Raw genomic sequence first — 19,500 nt, 5'->3', positions numbered from 1 at the left:
TGGAATGAATCACTTATGTTTAGAATATAAGCCTTATACCAGTGATTGAACAGAGTCTATTTCGTGTAACATCCTTCAACGACACCCCATCTCTCTTTTATTGCTGCCCACCTCTACCCAAAAGAGTGGACGACACGATCGGATCCACCGGAGCAAGTACCCGCCATATTTTACTGCCCCGTTGGCGAGGTGATCGAAAACTCCTCGAACACCGCTTGGATGGGGATGGCAAAACCGATGCCCTGGGTGTCCCGTAATCTCAAAAAATTAACGCCGTACACCTGGCCACGCGCGTCAATCAAGGGACCGCCACTATTGCCGGGATTGATTGGCGCATCGGTCTGGAGTATGACCTCGCCGGTTTCCTTGTCCTGGCGGTAACCGGAAAAAATGCCCGAGGTGACGGTATTGCGCAACCCCGAAGGATTGCCGATGGTGAAAACTTTGTCCCCCTGCTGCAGAACGCTGCCTTTGGCGGCGGTTTTAAGCACCACTGCCTTGGCTGAATAAAGCGACAACAAAGCCAGGTCGCGTTTGGCGCTGACCTGGACGGATTGGGCGGTGTACTCGCTGCCATCGGCGAGGAAGACCTTGATGCCTGAGGTCGATCTTGGCTGTTCCATTTCCTTGAGTCGAGCTTCTTCTTCTTTCTGTATAGGTAGGACCCGTGTGAGTAGCTTTTCCTTTTCCTGCAGGATGATGATCAACTGACGGCGAGTCGGACCGTCTTCCATCCGGTTCAACCGGTTGCGCAACTCGACAATCGATTCCTGTTCAAGGGTGATCAATTGACGGCTGGTTTTGACTTTATGGCGGAACTCATCCAATTGACTGGTATCCTGGACAACCACATGCTTGTTGGTAACGATGGTGGTATCGGTGAGAAAAAAGCCCGATCCTAACGTCCCCCAAGGCGTCTCAATGGCCACGGTGCCGTTCTTCGCCTGCTCGAGGGGACTGCCGGCGCTGATTGCCGGGGTTTGTTCGATACGCTGCGGCGCAGGCTTAGCCGCCGTATCTGGGGTAACTTTCTCTGCAACCACCGTTTCCGCAGGCTGCGTGGGAGGAGGTGGCACAGACTCAGGTCTGTTGCTGGAGGCGAGGACATAAGTGAGGGCGGCGGTTACCACCACCAGGGCCAAGACCGAACCGATTTTCGTAGCAGAACCCGATCGCTCCGATTTTAAGCCTGACTGCCCGCTTTGTGCACTTTTTTCTTCCTTCTCGCGTGCCTGTACCTGTTCAAATTTGCGAAACAACAGACCGCAGGCCTCGCACTCCACCTGGTTGGTCTGCGCATGGGAACATTTGGGGCAACGGATCGTTTCGAGCGTCATATCAGTGGATATGTACCACGGCGTTCCGGCCGGGCAATCAGGTTGAGAGGCTCTCGCTGCCGAAGCAACCAGTGCTTCATGCAGCTCCATACTCGTTTTTTGGCCGAAGCAAAACTGATAAAAAAAGCGGGACGTTTTCGCCCCGCCCATGATTGTTTCAAGGTCTTTGAACGCGGTGGACCCTCTATTTTTTAACCATTTCCACCCTGCGGTTAAGCGCCCGGCCTTCTTCCTTGCGGTTGTCAGCCACAGGTGCATCCTGGCCGCGCCCCACGGCGCTCATCCGATCGGCGGCAATACCTTTGGTCACCACAGCATCCATCACTGCTTTGGCCCGTTCCTCACTGAGTTTTTTGTTGCTCTCCGGAGTACCGACGTTATCGGTGTGGCCTTCGATGCTCACCTTGAGCGAGGGCGATGCCTTGAGCAGGGCGGCGATTTGATCGACACTGCCGATGCTCTCCGGTTTGAGGATCGCCTTGCCAGTGTCAAAATTGATGTAAAAAGTGAGGAATCCATCCTTGTTGATCTGTTTTTCGAGCTCGTTGACGCTGATTTCCTGTTTCATCTCCTGCTTTTCAACCATAAGCAGCATGTAATCCTGATAGGACTCGCTGGCGCAAAGGTAGATCCAGAATTCGCTCCCGCCCTTGTTCAGGGTCATGATGGTATAACGGTCAAATGAGGTGCCGCTGGGGGATTCAGCTAAAAATTTTTCAGCGGTCCGCGGCAAGATGGGATAGACCTCAGGTCCATAATCACCGAGCACCGCACCACCATCCTTTTTGACGGCATTTTGGAAATTACGGATGATCTGTAGGGAACTGACCTGGGTAGCGCCTTCTTTGAGTTTGTAGCTGATGGCGCGGATTCGGCCTTCGATAGTGGAGTAATCTTCCGGATTATTCCATTCCTTGAGTTCAGGCTTAGGGAATCCAACCGCATCAAACTCGGTGGTCGCGCACCCGTGGATTTCAAAATTAGCCATCCGGGTGAACAAAGGATGGTCCTTACACTTTTCCGCATCCGCCGACCAAGCGGACGATCCACCAAACATAGCCGCGACCAGAGCGGCGGTAACTACAACCCGTTTCATACTTTTCTCCTTGTGTGCGTTATTGAGCGAGGGAAACCAACAACAATTCGTCAAATTATAGGGTAAACGGGTCGCCTTGTCCAAGGAATGAATGAGGCGACGAACAATAGAGCCGCCCCGGCTTTTATTTGCTAAACAGATAGAGGCTAGCCAGATCAGCGGTGAGGACGGCGGCCATGCCGTGAAGGATACAGCGGACCTCCTCCGCGCCGAATGTACAGGCAGTGCTTACGGACTAATCCCGGTATCGGCGCACCAGGTCGGTGTAGGCATCGATCCGCCGGTCGCGCAGATAGGGCCAGATGCGGCGGACATCCTCACTGCGCTGCCGGTCCAGCTCAACCATCAGCACCTGCTCCTGGTCGTTACCGGCCACGGCGAGCAACTCGCCCTGGCAGCCGGCGGCAAAACTGTTGCCCCAGAATTGAGCCCCGGATCCGACCCCAGAAGGATCAGCCTCAAAGCCAACCCGGTTGACACTGAGCACCGGGATACCGTTGGCGATGGCATGGCTGCGCTGGATGGTCACCCAGGCCTCGCGCTGACGCGCCTGCTCCTCCGGGGCATCGGCGGGATCAAAGCCGATGGCCGTGGGATAAATCAGCATCTCGGCCCCGGCCATAGCCATCAGCCGAGCCGCCTCCGGGTACCATTGGTCCCAGCAAATCAGCACCCCGAGACAACCGACCGAGGTGGCAATCGGGGTGAAGCCGAGGTCACCGGGGGTGAAATAGAATTTCTCGTAATAGCAGGGGTCGTCAGGAATGTGCATCTTGCGATACCGGCCGGCGATACTGCCGTCTGCCTCCAGGACCACGGCGGTGTTGTGGTAAAGACCCGGCGCCCGCCTCTCAAAGAGCGAGGTGACAATGACCAGTCCCAGTTCCCTGGCCAGTGATCCGAACACTTCGGTGGATGGGCCGGGGATTAGTTCGGCCAGATCAAAACAGGCGGTATCCTCGGTCTGGCAAAAATAGGGGCCGAAGTGCAACTCCTGCAGGACCACCAAACGGGCACCCTGGGCTTTTGCCTCTCGGATGCCGGCAATACTTTTATCGATGTTCTCTTGGCGGTCGTTTGTGCAACGCTGCTGCACCAGGCCAACGCGGATGGTGTTCATGGCAGCACTCCTTGGGGAATCTGCATGGTCACGCAGTGGAGCGAACCGTGCTGAACAATGAGGGGGCGGCAGTCGATACCGATAATCCTGCGTTCGGGAAAAACTTGGCCGATGATCCGAAGAGCCTCTGCATCCTGCGAATCCTGGTAGGTCGGAACCAGCACCGCGCCGTTGATAAGCAGATAATTAGCATAGGTTGCGGGCAGGCGTTGGCCGTCTGCGTCGAAACAGATTTTTGGCCAGGGCAGAGGGATGAGTTGATAAGGGTGCCCCTCGGCGGTACGGAAGGTACGCAACTCCTTCTCCATGGCCGCCAATGCGGCAAAATGTTCATCGTTTTTATCCTCGCACCGAACATAGACGATTGTGTCGTTTGGGCAGAGGCGGGCCAGTGTGTCAATATGCGAATCGGTGTCATCACCGGCCAAGTAGCCGTTTTCCAGCCACAAAAAACGAGTAACACCCAACAGTCCGCCGAGGACCTGCTCGATGCCTTGGCGAGCAAGATGGGGATTGCGGTTGGGACTGAGCAGGCACTGGCTGGTGGTCAGCAGCGTACCCGCGCCGTCGCTTTCGATACTGCCGCCTTCCAAAATCAGGCCGGGAATGCGGATTTCGCACCGGCCGAATGCCCCAGCACGGGCAAGGTTACCGGTTATCTGGTTGTCCAGGTCGGCGGCAAATTTCAGCCCCCAGGCGTTGAAGCCGAAGTCGAGTAGCATCGGGCTCTCGTCTTCTATCACCGTGATCGGGCCGAAGTCCCGGGCCCAGGTGTCGTTGGTCCCCATCCAATACAGGCTGACCTGCTGCATGTCGACCCCGGTCTGAATGAGCTGTTCCAAGACCGGTTCGATTTTCGGCGCAACGATCAGCACCCGCTCGAACCTGCTGATTTCTCGAGCAATATTGACAAAGACCGCTTCAACGGCCGCCAGGTCGTCGCGCCAGTCGCTGTCCGCATGCGGCCAGGCGAGCAGTACCCCATCCTGCGCTTCCCACTCCGCCGGTAACCGTCTGTTCATGGTTTGTTCCCTGAAAAAGATTCTGGTTTGGTTGACAGCGCATCCTAGCCCATCCTGCCCTGCTTGTAAATATATGTGCCCGACCAAGATCCCTTTGTCTCAATTGAGAGAAAATGCCTTACGAACACAATTAAGAGTTGACTCGCCATTGCTCGGAAGTTAGTTTAACTACCTATAATCTCTATCCAATTAGCTAGTTATCCTTTTTTATCGTATTTTTCACTCTCACGTAGTGGCACTGTTGCTTCCCTGTCAAACAGAAGAGATATGAAAAAACAACTCCTTGAACTGCTCATTTGTCCGCACTGCCTGCCCCGTGAAGACGCCTTTGTTGCCGATATCATCCAGGAAAAGGATGGCGATATCGAAACCGGCACACTCAAGTGTTCGCACTGCGCGGCCTTGTTCCCCATTGTCGAAGGTGTGGCCCTGCTCGATCCCCACACCGCCGACAGCCAACGGGCGACCAACAAGTATGAAACCGACGAGGTGGTCTCTTCGTATTTATGGAGCCATTACGGGGAACTGCTTGACGATGACAACGCCTCGCAAGCCTACAGCACCTGGGCCGGATTGATCCAACCCCAGGCGGGTGTTGCTCTCGATGCCGGGGGAGCGGTGGGCCGGTTTACCTTTGAGATGAGCACACGCTGCGATTTTGCCGTCGGCATCGATACCTCGCTGGCCTTTATTCGGGCAGCCCGGCAGTTGATGCGTGAGCGTTCCATGGTTGTGCCGCTGAAAGATGAAGGCCTGCTGCGCCGGGAAGTCACCATCCGCCTGCCTGACGATTGGCGCAGCGACCGGGTCGAGTTTGTAGTGGCCAATGCCCTGGCCCTGCCGTTTAGAAAAAAATCGATGGCGCTCTTTTCCTCGCTCAACCTGGTGGACAAGGTGCCTTCACCAATCCAGCACCTGCGGGAAATGAACCGGGTGACCCGCGACAAGGACGCTCAGTTTTTGCTTTCCGATCCTTTTTCCTGGTCCACCGAGGCCGCGCCAGTCAAGGAGTGGCTGGGCGGCAAAGCCGACGGTACCTTCGCGGGCAAGGGACTGGTCAATGTGGCGGAACTGCTGGCTAACGGGCAAAGCGAACTGGCGCCGGGATGGCAGGTCGATGCACCGGGCAGTGTCTGGTGGAAGATCCGCACCCACAGCAACCATTATGAACTGATCCGCAGTTGTTTTGTCCATGCCAGCCGATAGGAGAAGCCGATGATTGTTGATACCGTGTGCCGTTTTTGTTCCTCCTGCTGCCCCATCGAGGCCGAGGTGCAGTATAACCGCCTGATCGGAGCCCGGCGCAAATCTTTTCTTGATCCGGATAAACGTTTGACCTGTGCCAAACTGGCCGCTGCTGCTGATATCGTCTATTCACCCGCGCGGTTGACGACGCCACTGATTAAAAAAGAAGACGGTACAGGTTTCCGCGAAGCCGGTTGGGACGAGGCATTAGATTTGATGGCGGCGCAATTCTTCCGCCATCGGCAGGAGTCTGGACCGCAATCGGTGGCCTGGCTGCGGGGCATGGCCGCCGACTGGGGCGCGCCCTGGGATTATCCCAACCGGCTGATGCATCTCTTTGGCAGTCCCAATACCATCGGCAACGGCTCTATCTGTTTTGTGGCCCGCGATTTCGCCCATTCCTACACCTACGGGTCCATGGCCTTTCCAGAAGCCAAGAGCGCCCGATGCATCATCGTCTGGGGTAAAAATGACGGCAACACCGCTCTGGGTGCGGCCGAAGGAATCCACTGGGCCAAGGAGCACGGGGCGAAGCTGATCGTCATTGATCCGGTGCGGACCGCGCTGGCCCGGAAGGCGGATATCTGGCTGCAGATCAAGCCCGGTCACGACGGTCTGCTCGCCATGGCCATGATCAACGAGATCATCAAGGAAAATCTGTATGATGCTGACTTTGTCGAACGCTACACTGTCGGCTTTGCTGCGTTGCAACAGGTTGCGGCCCAATATCCCGCCGACCAGGTGGCTGAGAGGCTCTGGCTGAGTGCCGAGCAGATCCGTGAGGTCGCTCACCTCTACGCCACCACCAAGCCTGCTGCCATCATCGATGGCAACGGCCTGGATATGCACCGGGAGGTCTTCGATACCACCAGGGCGATTGCCATGCTCCGCGCCCTGACCGGTAATCTGGACAAGCCGGGCGGCGATGTGTTGCCGCAACCGATTGCGGTACGCAACATCCAGATGAAAGATCGGCTCCCCGAAGGCGTTCTCCCCATCACCCAGCAATACCCACTATTCAACACCTTCAGCGAAACCTGGGGCAACCAGGTGCAGGGCTGCGTCGTTGATGCCATCCTTGATGAGGCGCCCTATCCGCTGAAGATGGTGGTGGTCCAATCCGGCAACCCCCTGGTGACCATGGCTGACTCAAAGCGGACGCGGGAGGCCTTCACCAAGGTGGAGACCTTGGTGGTGATCGATCTGTTCATGACCGAGACTGCCCAATTGGCTGATGTCATCCTTCCAGCAGCCAGCTGTTTTGAAAAAACCCAACTCAACCGCTCCTCCATCCGCAACAACCCGATTATTTTGCAGAACGCTGTCATCACCCCGGTCGGCGATTCCTGGCCGGACTGGAAGATTGTGTTTGAGTTGGGGCGAAGACTCGGATTTAGTGCCGAATTTCCCTGGCAGACTGCGGAGGAGGCGATCGATTATCAGTTGGAACCTACCGGAGTCACAGTCGAGAACCTCCGGGACAACGGTCAGGGTTTGCGAATTGAAGCGTTGCGCTACGAGAAATACCGGGATCAGCCGTTCAAGACTCCCTCGGGTAAGGTCGAATTTTTTTCCAACCAGCTCGCTGCGGCTGGTTTTCCGGGCGTACCCTTCGAAAATGGACTGGGCGAGAATCCGATCAGCTTTGCCGACCAAAGTGAAGACTATCCCCTGCTGGGGATCAGCGGTAGCCGCGATATTCGTTTCACCAATTCCCAATTTCGCCGTATCCCTGCCTTGCTCAAGGCTGGGACAGGCTGCATGGTCGACCTCCACCCCGATGACGCCGCGCGGCAGAATATTGCCGAGGGCGATCGTCTACGGATCGAAACCCCCAAGGGTGAAGTCGAAATGACGGCGCGCATTGCCACCACAGTGTGCCCCGGCATGGTTCGGCTGGCCTGGGGCTGGGGTGATTACGATCCGCGTGCCAACCTGAACGCTCTCACCGAGGACGACAAGCGTAGCCGGGTCACCGGCACCTCCACCAGCCGGAGCTTTATGTGCCGGTTACGCAAGGTTTAAGGAACCGGCAAAAACCCTTCCAGGCAGACTCTGGATAAAAGAAGGCTCCCATTCGGGAGCCTTCTCTATTGAGGTGCACGTTCCGGGAGGTCAATGGGCGAGGCCTAATCTGTCGGCCCGCAGTTCACGCCCCCAAGCCGCTTTTTCCACGTCAAAGAGGGTGAGGGCCAGCCCATGCAAGTGGGGAGTGATACAGTACTCGCGGATGAAGAGTTCCACCTCAATCCCGATAGCCAAGGCCGATTGCAGGTCATATTCCGCTTCCGCATCCCGATGCATTGCTCGGAGAACCAGACTGCGACCGATGTAAGGCGCGGCACGCCTGGGGTTGAAGCGGAGGGCAAGATTGAAATCATCCAACGCCCGGTCTAACTCGACGTTATTGAACAAAGCCATGCCGCGCAGGAACAAAACATGGTCGTTCCTCGGATCAAGCTCCAAGGCATGGCTGAACGCATCCACCGCCTCGGGAAATTGGGCGTTTTTGAAATAGGCCATCCCTAACGGCACATGGATTTTGACCGCATCCATACCGGATTTTAAGGCAGTGCCAAAACTCATAATGCTCCGGGCATACTCGCCTCTAAGAAAATGACGTTGCCCTTGGGCAAATGCTGTATTGGTCTTCATGATAGGCACCTCCTGTCACGCAAGGAGATTGGAGGCGGAGGAAACGACCGCCATTTACGAGAATGATTCCTGTTTCCTGGCTTAATTTATAATCATTTCTTAAAACGGTGCAATCAAAGAAGCACAATTGTGGTGGCGAACGGCATCAGCTCAGCCATTCCTCGACCTCGCTCTGCTTCGGCACCCGGCCGACGCATTTGACCACGCCGTTGACGACCACCGCTGGCGTTGAGAAGATCCCCAGCTTAGCGATCTCCTGAAAATCTTTCACCTTGATGATGGCCGCGCCCACGCCCTTGGCGGCGACTGCCGCTTCAACGATCTTTTGCGTCTTTTCACAGGAGGCGCAACCTGGGCCGCATACTTTGACTTCCATAGGTTCTCTCTTTTTTACACAATCATATTAAACAGGTAGCCGATACAAACAATCCCGCTGCCCACCACGAACACAAACACCGCAATCAATTGGGGCTTGAGCACCTTGCGCAGGATAATCATCTCCGGCAGGGACAAGGCAATGACGCTCATCATGAAAGCCAGCACTGTGCCCAGGGCCGCACCCTTGCCGAGCAGGGCCTCGACGACTGGCACGATCCCGGCGGCATTGGAATACATCGGAATACCCACCACCACCGCTGCCGGCACCGACCACCAGGCCTGCTTGCCCATGATGGAGCCCATGAAAGCCTCCGGTACATAACCGTGGATCAAGGCCCCGACCGCAATGCCCGCGACCACATAGAGCCACACCTTGCCGACGATGTCGCGCACCGCCTCCCGCCCTTGCTCCAGCCGGTCGGCCCAGGTCAGTTGCTGCTCGAAGACCAAGGCTTCGCCGGTCCGCATTTCCCGACCCCAGTCCTCCATCCAGGCCTCCAGTTTGAGGCGGCCAATCACCCAGCCGGCGACAATGGCGACCAACAGGCCGGTGCCCAGATAGAGGGCCGCGATCTTCCAGCCTAAAAGACCGTAGAGCTGCACCAGGGCAATCTCGTTGATCATGGGAGCGGAGATCAGAAAAGAGAAGGTCACTCCCAGCGGCACCCCAGCCTGGACGAAGCTTAGGAACAGCGGCACCGCCGAGCAGGAACAAAAGGGAGTGGCGATGCCCAGCAGTGCGGCCATAACATTGCCTGCAGATTCGCGCTTGCCTGCCAGGTATTTGCGGGTGCGTTCCTGGGTGAAAAATGAGCGGAGCACTCCGACCACGTAGACAATCAAGGTCAGCAGCAGCATCACCTTAGGAGTGTCGTAGACGAAGAACTGGACGGCATCGCCGAGCCGACTGGGCCGCTCAATGCCCAACAGGGAATAGGTGAAGAAAACCGAAAAGGACTGCAGATTTGTGTATAGTGCAAACCAGAGGCCAAGGCTGAGTGCCCAGGAAAACGAACTTAATCCTGGATGAGCCATTACCAGGAAGAGCGTTGGACTGTTTGGCGGCAGGTTTGCCGCAACCACAGCCGAAGGGTTGGATGGGTTCCATGGTAGTTCCTTAGTTTTTCAAGGTGGCAGCCCGTAGGCAGGCCGCCTCAGGCAGGGCCTTGATCATGGTTTGCAGCGGGACATCCTCGTCCAGCCAGCCGCGCAGCTCGCCCAGCATGGTGCGCACATAGGGGGATTCGCTGTTTTCGGCCTGGCTGTAGATCATCCAGGTACCCTGACGCTCCTTATTGACCAACCCGGCGTCCTCGAGAATTTTCATGTGACTGGAGACCGTGGGTTGGGCCAGCCCCAAAACTTTCTGGATCTCGCAGACGCACAGCGCCCGGTCTTCCAGGAGCTTGACCACCCGGACCCGGTTAGGGTCGGACAAGGCTTTCATCACGCGCAGCAATGGTTTCATGCGTCCTCTTGGTCAATCATGGGATGGTTAGACGATAGCCAACAGGGGTTGACTGATGAAATAGATGCCCAGCGCTCCAATACAGACCCCTGCCAGCCGGCGAAAGAGCGTGCTGCTGCGTTGCCAGGCATTGTTGTCCAGGAACCGCTGCACCAGAGCGGTCGAGGTTCCGGCCACCGCGATCGGGATACAGTGGCCGAGGCCAAACAGAAGAATAAAGACCACACCGGTGACAATTTTCTGCTGCACCGTTATGATGGCAAGAATAGGAGCGATAAAGCCAAAGGTGCAGGAGCCGGAGAGGACGCCGTAGGCCAAGCCTAGAACAAAGGCGCCAAACATGCCTTTGACCTGAATTTTAGCGAGCTGGCCGTTGGACATCGAGCAGGAGGCTATCCCGAGAATATCGAGTGCCACCCAGACCAGAATCGCTCCCACGGCTATGCTCATATAGGGGCCGACATCCCCGAGCATGCGGCCAAGGAGTGCGCAGATAAAACCGATGACGGCGATGGTGATAAACAAGCCGACGGTGAACAACACCGCATAGAGCACCGCTTTGCGACCGGCAATGATTTGCTTCTGCCCCGCCACATAACTGACAATAAGCGGAATGGATGCCAGGTGGCAGGGGCTGAAGAGAACACTCACCATGCCCCAGAGAAAACAGCCAAGACCACCGAACACTCACCATGCCCCAGAGAAAACAGCCAAGACCACCCAACACTTAGAAGGCCCCCGGTTGTCAACGGATAAAGGTATCCGGGAGCGATGAACTTATCACTCTGTGGTCGGTACAATCCGACCAATTGCCCGATGAAGCGCGCCCTGACTTGGGTTTCATATTCGACGACAGAGTGACTCTGCGCCAAACACTTATCGAGGATCAACCACTTTGCCAGTTAAGACGATGCTGGCAAGAGCAACGAGCGAATGGAACCCGGTCGAGAATGGGCCACTCTCTTGCTCGTCGGAGACCGGGTTCCATTCGCGGGCTCGCCGGGAACGAAGGCCGGGTGATTGCGGCAAGGATTTTGTTGTCGCGTCCTAGAAACAATCGCGTACCCTCGTGCCGTCCCATTCAAAACGGCTTGGTCATGCGGCGGCATGCCAGAGTTAGAGCCGGGCTCGGGTGAGGGGCAGAACCACATCAACAAGCAGATGTTCAACGAGCGGGACGGACGGCCAATCAAGCCTTCTGGCTGCGGTGCAACCGGCAGACCATGGCCCATAATGCTGACGGCAGACGGAGGATATGCTCCGGAGGGCCATGCGGATATGCTCGAAAAAAGCTCCAGTTAGGTGTCGGGCTCGCCCGTCCCCTCGATTAGACGGCCAGGAACGTATGCATGTTGAACCCCTGCCGGTTTTTCAGCATGAAATAGACCGCTCGGCCGAGCTTGTGCGCCAGGATGGAAAGCGCCTTGCCTTTGCCGTGTTTCCGCACCAGCTTGTCGTGGAATTGCCGGCCCGGTTCGTTGCTTTTGAGGAACAGTTGCGCAGCCAAGGAAAAGGCCCAGCGGAGATGGGCGTTGCCGATCTTCTTGCCGCCACTGCCGTATTTCTTGCCGTTGGATTCCTTGGAGCAGGTGACCAGGCGGCAATAGGAGGCGAAATCCTGAACCCTGGGAAAGCGGCTGATGTCCTCGATCTCATAGAGCAGATTGAGGGCATTGATCCGGCCCACGCCGGGGATGCTCTTCAAGAGGGCATAAGCAGTCGGGTCATGCTCCTTTGCGTGGGCAATGATGTCCTGTTCGAGGACGGCCAACACCCGGTCATAGGCGTCGATCATGTCGAGATTGGCGGCCATGGACATGCACACCGAGGGATCGTCGAACCGATCCAGCAAGCCTTCCCGGTTTTGCGGTTTGGCGATCCGGCCCAGAGGCACCTGCAGGTTGTACTGGCTGGCGGTATTCTGGGTGTGGGCAAAGAGCTCGGCCCGCTTGCGCATGAGATGGTTGCGCCGGCGCATCAGGTCCCGAGTGGCACGCATCCGCTGGGGATACACGTAGGCCATGGGAATGAGGCCGCCCCTGAGCAAGGCAGCGATCTTCTGGGAGTCAATCTTGTCGTTCTTGCTTTTGCCGCCGTGGATGGCTCGCATGTAGAGCGCATGACCGAGGATAAAGGGGATGTTTTCCGTGGCGCAGAGATCGGCCAGCCAGTACCAGGAGAACATGCACTCGGCGCACACCACCAGATCATCCCGATAGGGGGCGATGGTTTTGAGGAAGGTTTCCGGCTCGGTCTTGATGTTGCGATGGAGCAGGATGTCCCCTTCCTGGCTGAGGATGCACAGGTACATTTTGTTGGTGTGCAGGTCGATTCCACAGTAATGCTTGTGTTGCTTGGTGTACAATCGCATGAGAAGGCCTCCTTGCTAAGGGTTGCTGATACCCCCATTATAGCGGAATAGTCCGCCGGGTGCTCAGGGGGCCTTCTCTAGTATCAAGAGACCCTGGCTCATCCACGCATTGATGGTCAAAAAAACCTGATCCACGACCTACTTGACCCCCTGTTGCTGGAAGACGGCAACGATGGATGCCTTATCCATAAATCCCTCGTGCCGGGAAATTTCTTTTCCTTGGGCATCGTAGAAAATCTGGGTGGGAATAGCCCGTACACCGAATTTCGGAGCGGCATCGGGGTTTTCCCAGACATCGATAAAAAGCACCGCAGCCCGTCCCTGATATTCCTTGACCAACTCCTCGATGATCGGAGCCATCATCTTGCAGGGGATACATTTTTCTGCTCCCAGATCCACCATGGTGACCATGCCGGGAACAGGCACTTGCGGCAGTTGCTCTGCCCGGACCCGGGATGCTGAGGTCGTCAACAGCAGGCTGAGGGCTGTCAATACCACAAAAACCGGGAACAGATCCCGGATACAAGAGCTTCTCACCCCCCTCTCATTGTGCTCAAAGACAGCGTTTTGCATGTTCGACCACCTTCTCGATTGCAGCTGTTGACACTTCGATTTTTCCTTTTTCAAAGCCGAGTTCACTCAACCGCAGGTGCTGAGTTGTGGCAACCCCTGCCAGATCCAATGTTTTTTGGGTGCAATCAAGCGGGCAGCCATCGATGGCTAAAATGGATTGCGCTGCCTCAGCCGACTTGAGAATGCCGCTGACCCGGCCGCCAATACCAGCCAGACAGAACATCTTGCCGACTCCTTCGCGGCTCAACTTTCGCGCCGCCTGGTCCGCCAATTCTCCAACATCAGCACACCCTGAACAGGCAAATATCATCTTTGGTCCTGCGCTACTGCATGTACACCCGCATCCTGTTTGCATTGCTTTCACACTCCAGTGATCTTGATTATATAGGTTAAGTGTAACGGTTAGGCTCAACTTTCCGGCAACTTTGACAAACAACTCCCAATCGTCCAGGAGTTTAAATCTCCACATCCGGTTTGGACTGAAGGGACAATTTCATAAAGATCATTAAGAATATTTCTATATTGACATATGGCTATATATAGTGAGGAATGGGATATGTCAAGGACGTTCTTTTGTGGCGTGGCTAGGGTGGGAGGAAATTGGTAGCAGGAGATTGCAGGCTGCAATATCGCCGGGATCGCAAAAGATGGCCACGAAGCAACCTACTTCTCTCCTTCCAGAAAAAAACACCTCCGCACACTGACCTGAGAAGAGTCGAAAAATGCAGTCAATTCCTTCGATTTTCCCCGAAAGTTTCCCAATGCACCGCTAAGACAAATAGGTAAATTTACCTAGACGGTCGCGGGTCACATCTCCTATACTGTGCATATAGTTGAAAGCTAAAATCATACCATGGGAATAATCCTTGGAGACTTGGCGCAAGGCAGCTAAGTCTTTAAGGACGGATCATCTGTATTCCGGTTCACAACCTGTTGCCATGACCATTCGTTCGACGTTTGCATAGAGCTCGGAAGAGAGCGATACATTGAAATTACCCCCACCCCGGGACATATGTTTAAACCTTTCCAAAATATGCAGCTGAGCGTCAAGGTTGCCCTGTTGGGCGCGGGCAGTGTTTTTATTACGGCGGCGGCTCTTGTCCTCCTTTCCGTCTGGCAAAGCGGCCAGTACAACGCACTGGCACAAGGCGAGGTCGATGCCTTAATTGATGCCGACCTCGATCACATCACCCAAGGTGTTTACAACCTTGTCCGCACCGAAAATGAGGCCGTTCAGTTGCAGGTTGACAACAGCCTCAAGGTGGCCAGGCACCTCTTGACAGGTGCTGGCGGAGTGCGCCAGGCACAAGAGTCCATCACCTGGACGGCGATCAATCAGCTGACCAAGGACACCACTCAAATCGATTTACCGAAGCTTCTTATCGGGGAACAATGGATTGGCACGAATCGGGATTTGTCCGTCAAGACGCCGATTGTTGATGCCGTGACCAAACTGGTCGGAGAAACTGCCACCATCTTCCAGCGGATGAACGAGCAGGGCGATATGCTGCGCGTAGCCACCACGGTAAAGATGGCAGTCCGTGAACGGGCCATAGGAACCTTTATTCCTGCTTTCGGTCCGGATGGCGCAAAGAATCCGGTCATCTCCGCCATCCTTAAGGGCACGGCTTACCATGGCCGCGCCTTTGTCGTAAACGATTGGTATCTTACAGCCTACGAGCCGATACATGACAGCCTGGGCGACTTGGTGGGCATGCTGTATGTCGGCGTCAAACAGGAAACCGTGGCATCGCGCATACGACAGGCAATCCTGCAGAGCAGTGTCGGCAGGACCGGTTACGTCTATATTCTCGGCGGCGGCGGAGAAGACCGCGGACGGTATATCATCTCCTACAAAGGCGAAAGAGACGGCGAGGATGTCTGGGAAAACCAGGATAGCGACGGCCGCTTTGTCATCCGGGAAATCATCAACAAGGCGACCCGGCTCAAACCAGGGGAAATGACCACTGTGCGCTACCGCTGGCAAAACCGGGGAGAGCTGGTGCCTCGCTGGAAGGTGGCCCGCCTCGCCTATTATGCGCCTTGGGACTGGGTCATCGGCACGAGCGTCTATGAGGATGAATTGCAGGCCTACAGCAGTCTGCTCAAAGACGGCCGGATCCAGATGGTGCGCATCATGGGGTTTGCAGGTTGCGTCATTACCGTGCTGGTCGGCTTACTCTGCATGTGCATCATTTGGTCCATCACCCGACCTATCCGCCGGATGACCGAAGTCGCGGAAAAGATCATCGACGGCGACTTCACCCAGGTTGTCCCGGTGACCTCCCGCGATGAGATCGGCGCTCTCGCCCGCACCTTCAACCTCATGACCGATGAACTCAGAAGTTCCATGGACGGTTTGAGAGAAAGCGAGGAAAAATATCGGGGCATCTTTGAACACGCCCTTGAAGGGCTCTATCAAAGCAGCCTCGAGAAAGACGGCCGTTTTCTCAACGCGAACCCGGCCTTGGCGCATATCCTCGGGTATGATTCGCCCGAAGAACTCATCAAAAGCATAACTGACATCAGACATCAATTCTACGTTGACCCGAGTGACCGCGATATCCTGCTCACAGCCATCGCAAACCACAAGAAGGCGTTCGGGTTTGAAGTGCAGTGCTATCGCCGGGACGGCCTCAAAATCTGGGTTTCCATCAGTGCCCGCCTGCGATATGATGAGACCGGAAAACCTGATATCATAGAGGGCTTCATCACTGATATCACCACCCGCAAACGGGCGGAGGAGGCACTGGAGGAGTCGCGGAATTATCTGGACGAAATCATCAACAGCTTCGGCGATCCCATGTTTGTCAAGGACAGGCAGCATCGATGGGTCTTGGTCAATAACGCCATGTGCACCTTGATGGGCCGTTCCCGCAGTGAACTTCTGGGAAAAACCGATTACGACTATTTTCCGGAAGAAGAAGCCGACGTTTTCCAGGAAATGGATGAACGTGTTCTGACAACCGGCCGGGAGAACATCAACGAGGAGTCCTTCACCGATGCCCTAGGGGACAAGCATACGATCCTTACCAAAAAAAATCTCTACACCTATAAAAACGGTGAGCCCTTCATTGTTGGTATTATTCGGGATATCACCGAACAAAAACGAGCCGCAGAGGAACGAATCCGCCTTGAGGCTCGGCTCAACCAATCGCAGAAAATAGAGGCCATCGGCACCTTGGCCGGCGGTATTGCCCACGATTTTAATAATATCCTGCAACCCATGCTCGGCTACAGCGAGATGTTGCGGCTCCACCTCCCCCCGGACAGTCCTCAGCAGCGTTATGTTGATCGACTGTATACAGCTGGCCTCCGAGCGAAGGAATTGGTCAATCAGATCCTCGCCTTCAGTCGTCAGTCGGAGCACAAGATCATCCCGATTCGGATGCAGACGATCCTCAAAGAGGTGTTCAAATTATGCCGATCAACCATTCCTTCGACTATTGCAATCAGGAAGGATATTCAAGACGATTGCGCCACAGTTCTCTTGGATCCATCGCAATTGCATCAGATTGCGATGAATTTGATCATCAACGCGTACCACGCTGTCGAACAATCAGGGGGCGATATCTCCATTCGCCTGCAAGAAACCGTGCTGGAAAAACAAGATGTAGCCAACACCTCGCTCTCGCCGGGACGATATGCCTTGTTTTCCGTTACTGATACGGGATGCGGCATCGATCCGGCTATCAGGGAAAAGATTTTCGACCCCTATTTCACCACCAAGGCGCAGGGAAAAGGGACAGGTCTCGGACTCGCCGTCGTTTACGGCATCGTCAAAGATCGCAACGGTGATATTACAATCGACAGTGAAGTGGGGAAAGGGACGACCATCAATGTCTACCTGCCGTTAACGACAGAATTCGTGGAAAAAGTTGTGCTGGGAACCATGGAGAACTATCCAACCGGCAGCGAGCATATTCTTCTGGTTGATGATGAAGAAATGATTGTCGAAATAGCAACGTTGATCCTTGAAAGTCTTGGGTATCAAGTGACCTCTCGCCTGAGCAGCGCAGAAGCTGTGGAATTGTTCAGGACCAATCACGAAGCGTACGATCTGGTCATCACGGACCTGACAATGCCGCAGATGAGCGGTGAACAGCTTGCCAGAGAAATGATTGCGATCAATCCTGAGGTACCCATCATTATCTGCAGCGGCTACAGCGAGATGATGGGGCGCGAAAAAGCCGCAGCCCTTGGAGTAAAGGAGTTATTGATGAAACCGATTACCATCGCTGAAATGTCACAAAAAGTTCGCAAGGTGCTGGATGCAGCCGCCCCAAGGGACCGGAAAAAAGACGTAGCGCCACCACAATGAAGAAGATGCTGTTCAGAGGAGCATATGCTGCCAAGAACGGCGATTGACGGGGTGGGCAGTGATGGCCGGGGACAAAATGCTCTGGCTCCTGGCACCGATACAACTCGTTGACGCAACGGGAGCACCCGTTCATTGGTGCTCCCGTGCTGCAGGATCAACTCAACACCATCTCCCCCTCTCCCTCTCTTCCGTTTTCCTCGCTCTCTTGCCTGCTTAGATCTTAAACTGCTTGACGACCCCCTTAAGTTCGGCAGCCAGGTTCTGCAGGGAACCGGCGCTTGATTTAACTTTTTTGCTGCTATCGGCGATTTCACTGGAGGCGACGCCAACCCCCGCGATCTCGCGAGAAATGGAGGTGGCGACAGCCGAACTCTGGTTGACGTTCTCATTCACCTCCTGAAGCCCCTGCGAGGCCTGGGAGATATTGGTGGCAATCTCCTGGGTGGCCTTAGCCTGCTCGGCGACAGCTTCGGCAATGGAGCCGACAATTGTACTTACCTGGTTAATGACCTTGGTAATGGCGCTGATATCGGCTACTGTTTCGGCGGTGGTCTGCTGAACACCGGCAATCTGCTCTTTAATGTTCAGAGTCGCCCCGGCTGTCTGTTTGGCCAATTCTTTGATCTCATTGGCGACCACCGCAAAGCCCTTACCTGCCTCACCGGCCCGGGCCGCTTCAATGGTGGCGTTAAGCGCCAGCAGATTGGTTTGCTCCGAGATCTCGGTGATAGTCTCGGTGACCTTGCCGATGGCTTGAGCCGCATCGCCCAGGGCATCCATCTTGGTGGCGGTCTTGGCGGCTTGGTCAACCGCACTGCCTGCTATACGGTTGGCCTGTTCGACATTATGGGCTATATCGCCGATGGTTGAGGTCATCTCCTCTGCGGCACTGGCCACCATGGCGATATTGGTGGTCGATTCTTCCATGGCGGCGGCAACATTAGTAAGGTTGGCATTCATCTGCTCGGCAGCAGCGGCTACACTCTCGGTTTGCCGGGAGGTGTCGCCCGCACCGCCAGCAAGCTTATCAGCAAACCCCAGAAGATCATTGGAAGAAAGTTCCAGTGCTTGGGTATTGTTGCTGATCTTGCCGATAATACCCTGCAGTTTTTCCATAAAGACATTCTGCCAGACGGCCAGTTCGCCGATCTCATCTTTGGAACGAACCAAGAGCCGTTTGGTCAGGTCACCCTCGCCTTTGGCAATATCCTGCAGACCGGCCACCGCTGCATTGATGGGCTTGGCAATGGCCATGGTCAGAACAACAGCCATGAAGGCCGAGAGAATGGCGGCGGCGATCAGAATCACCAAGAGAGTGATCAATGCTTGGCGGTAGCTGGAGGCTGCTGCCTGCTGAGCTTTTTCAGCATTCTTCAGGCTGATATCGGTCAGCTTGTCCAAGTTGCCCCTGGTCGTTTCAAACAATTCATTCGCCTTGCCCAGCGACAATTCCAGAGCCAGACGTCTGGCTTCGGTCTCTCCGGATTTGCTGCCCTCAGCAACCTGCCGTGAAACCGGTTCCCAGGCGGCGCGATCGCGTTCGAACTTGGCGATAAGCTCCTTTTCCTCGGGAGAATCAACCAACCCTTTGAAAATGTCGAATCGCTCAGAAACCTGTTTGAGATTTTTTTCATAGTCTTTTTGCAGGGTGACAAAGATGGGCGCCTTAGGATCAGCTGAGATGAGCGAGCGTTCCGCAACCAGCATTTGCTGCATGTCGCGATCCGCTTCGATGAGCTTATCAATGCTCGGCAGGCTGATCGAAAAAATGTCGTTCAAGTTGCGCTCAATCTTGGTCATCCCCTGATAGGCGATCCAACCGATACCGACCATAAACAGCAGGATCAGGCTGAAAGTCGCGATCAATTTATTCCGGATCTTCATGTTCTTGAAATTCAGCATGTGCCGTCCTCC

17 protein-coding genes are annotated in these 19,500 nt (G+C 55.4%); 4 read left to right on the top strand and 13 right to left on the bottom strand.

What is annotated here, in order from left to right:
* Nucleotides 1–170: 170 nt before the first annotated feature.
* The 4 genes from ACHZCX_RS00335 to ACHZCX_RS00320 form a co-directional block, all read right to left on the bottom strand.
* Nucleotides 171–1,427, bottom strand: a complete 1,257-nt coding sequence (locus tag ACHZCX_RS00335) for a trypsin-like peptidase domain-containing protein (protein ID WP_319585267.1) — start codon at nt 1,425–1,427, stop codon at nt 171–173.
* Nucleotides 1,428–1,521: 94 nt separating this feature from the next.
* Nucleotides 1,522–2,433: an OmpA family protein gene (locus ACHZCX_RS00330; protein WP_319585266.1), complete on the bottom strand. Its 912-nt coding sequence runs from the start codon at nt 2,431–2,433 to the stop codon at nt 1,522–1,524.
* Nucleotides 2,434–2,668: 235 nt separating this feature from the next.
* A complete protein-coding gene (locus ACHZCX_RS00325) occupies nt 2,669–3,553 on the bottom strand; it encodes a carbon-nitrogen hydrolase (RefSeq protein ID WP_319585265.1) in 885 nt (294 codons plus the stop codon).
* Entirely contained in the window at nt 3,550–4,575 is a 1,026-nt protein-coding gene (locus tag ACHZCX_RS00320; protein ID WP_319585264.1) for an agmatine deiminase family protein, read from the bottom strand. The genes ACHZCX_RS00325 and ACHZCX_RS00320 overlap by 4 nt, the downstream gene beginning before the upstream one ends.
* Before the next feature lie 267 nt (nt 4,576–4,842).
* Between ACHZCX_RS00320 and ACHZCX_RS00315 the strand changes: the two genes are divergently transcribed.
* Both ACHZCX_RS00315 and ACHZCX_RS00310 read left to right on the top strand, forming a co-directional pair.
* Nucleotides 4,843–5,781 carry a methyltransferase domain-containing protein gene (locus tag ACHZCX_RS00315; RefSeq protein ID WP_319585263.1) on the top strand — a complete coding sequence of 313 codons (939 nt, stop codon included), beginning with the start codon at nt 4,843–4,845 and terminating at the stop codon, nt 5,779–5,781.
* A gap of 9 nt (nt 5,782–5,790) precedes the next feature.
* Nucleotides 5,791–7,845 (top strand): molybdopterin-dependent oxidoreductase, encoded by a 2,055-nt coding sequence (locus ACHZCX_RS00310; protein ID WP_319585262.1) that lies wholly within the window; start codon nt 5,791–5,793, stop codon nt 7,843–7,845.
* A gap of 90 nt (nt 7,846–7,935) precedes the next feature.
* Here ACHZCX_RS00310 and ACHZCX_RS00305 read toward each other — a convergent pair whose 3' ends face one another.
* The 5 genes from ACHZCX_RS00305 to ACHZCX_RS00285 all read right to left on the bottom strand — a co-directional run bounded on the left by ACHZCX_RS00305 (nt 7,936) and on the right by ACHZCX_RS00285 (nt 10,975).
* A complete protein-coding gene (locus ACHZCX_RS00305) occupies nt 7,936–8,475 on the bottom strand; it encodes a tetratricopeptide repeat protein (RefSeq protein ID WP_319585261.1) in 540 nt (179 codons plus the stop codon).
* A gap of 145 nt (nt 8,476–8,620) precedes the next feature.
* Nucleotides 8,621–8,851 carry a thioredoxin family protein gene (locus ACHZCX_RS00300; RefSeq protein WP_319585260.1) on the bottom strand — a complete coding sequence of 77 codons (231 nt, stop codon included), beginning with the start codon at nt 8,849–8,851 and terminating at the stop codon, nt 8,621–8,623.
* Nucleotides 8,852–8,865: 14 nt separating this feature from the next.
* Nucleotides 8,866–9,888: a permease gene (locus tag ACHZCX_RS00295; RefSeq protein WP_319585259.1), complete on the bottom strand. Its 1,023-nt coding sequence runs from the start codon at nt 9,886–9,888 to the stop codon at nt 8,866–8,868.
* A gap of 82 nt (nt 9,889–9,970) precedes the next feature.
* Nucleotides 9,971–10,321, bottom strand: coding sequence for a metalloregulator ArsR/SmtB family transcription factor (locus ACHZCX_RS00290; protein ID WP_319585258.1), 351 nt, complete (start codon nt 10,319–10,321; stop codon nt 9,971–9,973).
* Between the two features lie 27 nt (nt 10,322–10,348).
* Complete coding sequence (locus ACHZCX_RS00285; protein WP_394708751.1) at nt 10,349–10,975, bottom strand: cytochrome c biogenesis CcdA family protein; 627 nt, start codon at nt 10,973–10,975, stop codon at nt 10,349–10,351.
* 453 nt (nt 10,976–11,428) lie between these two features.
* Here ACHZCX_RS00285 and ACHZCX_RS00280 point away from each other — a divergent pair, with 453 nt between their 5' ends.
* On the top strand, nt 11,429–11,623 hold the full coding sequence (locus ACHZCX_RS00280) for a hypothetical protein (protein WP_319585256.1): 195 nt from the start codon (nt 11,429–11,431) through the stop codon (nt 11,621–11,623).
* Nucleotides 11,624–11,648: 25 nt separating this feature from the next.
* On the opposite strand, the gene ACHZCX_RS00275 is transcribed toward ACHZCX_RS00280, so the two are convergent.
* From ACHZCX_RS00275 to ACHZCX_RS00265, 3 genes are all read right to left on the bottom strand, one after another.
* Complete coding sequence (locus ACHZCX_RS00275) at nt 11,649–12,692, bottom strand: IS110 family transposase (RefSeq protein WP_319585255.1); 1,044 nt, start codon at nt 12,690–12,692, stop codon at nt 11,649–11,651.
* A 138-nt stretch (nt 12,693–12,830) separates the two neighbouring features.
* Nucleotides 12,831–13,265 carry a thioredoxin domain-containing protein gene (locus ACHZCX_RS00270; RefSeq protein WP_319585254.1) on the bottom strand — a complete coding sequence of 145 codons (435 nt, stop codon included), beginning with the start codon at nt 13,263–13,265 and terminating at the stop codon, nt 12,831–12,833.
* Nucleotides 13,246–13,575, bottom strand: a complete 330-nt coding sequence (locus ACHZCX_RS00265; protein ID WP_319585253.1) for a putative zinc-binding protein — start codon at nt 13,573–13,575, stop codon at nt 13,246–13,248. The genes ACHZCX_RS00270 and ACHZCX_RS00265 overlap by 20 nt, the downstream gene beginning before the upstream one ends.
* Before the next feature lie 702 nt (nt 13,576–14,277).
* Between ACHZCX_RS00265 and ACHZCX_RS00260 the strand changes: the two genes are divergently transcribed.
* Complete coding sequence (locus ACHZCX_RS00260; protein WP_319585252.1) at nt 14,278–17,586, top strand: Cache 3/Cache 2 fusion domain-containing protein; 3,309 nt, start codon at nt 14,278–14,280, stop codon at nt 17,584–17,586.
* Nucleotides 17,587–17,799: 213 nt separating this feature from the next.
* On the opposite strand, the gene ACHZCX_RS00255 is transcribed toward ACHZCX_RS00260, so the two are convergent.
* Nucleotides 17,800–19,488 carry a methyl-accepting chemotaxis protein gene (locus ACHZCX_RS00255; protein WP_319585251.1) on the bottom strand — a complete coding sequence of 563 codons (1,689 nt, stop codon included), beginning with the start codon at nt 19,486–19,488 and terminating at the stop codon, nt 17,800–17,802.
* Nucleotides 19,489–19,500: the final 12 nt, after the last annotated feature.

This window comes from uncultured Desulfobulbus sp., from assembly GCF_963662935.2.
In the GTDB taxonomy this organism is placed as follows: domain Bacteria; phylum Desulfobacterota; class Desulfobulbia; order Desulfobulbales; family Desulfobulbaceae; genus Desulfobulbus.
Note: the sequence above shows the minus strand (reverse complement) of the source record. Positions and strands in the feature narration are given on the sequence as shown.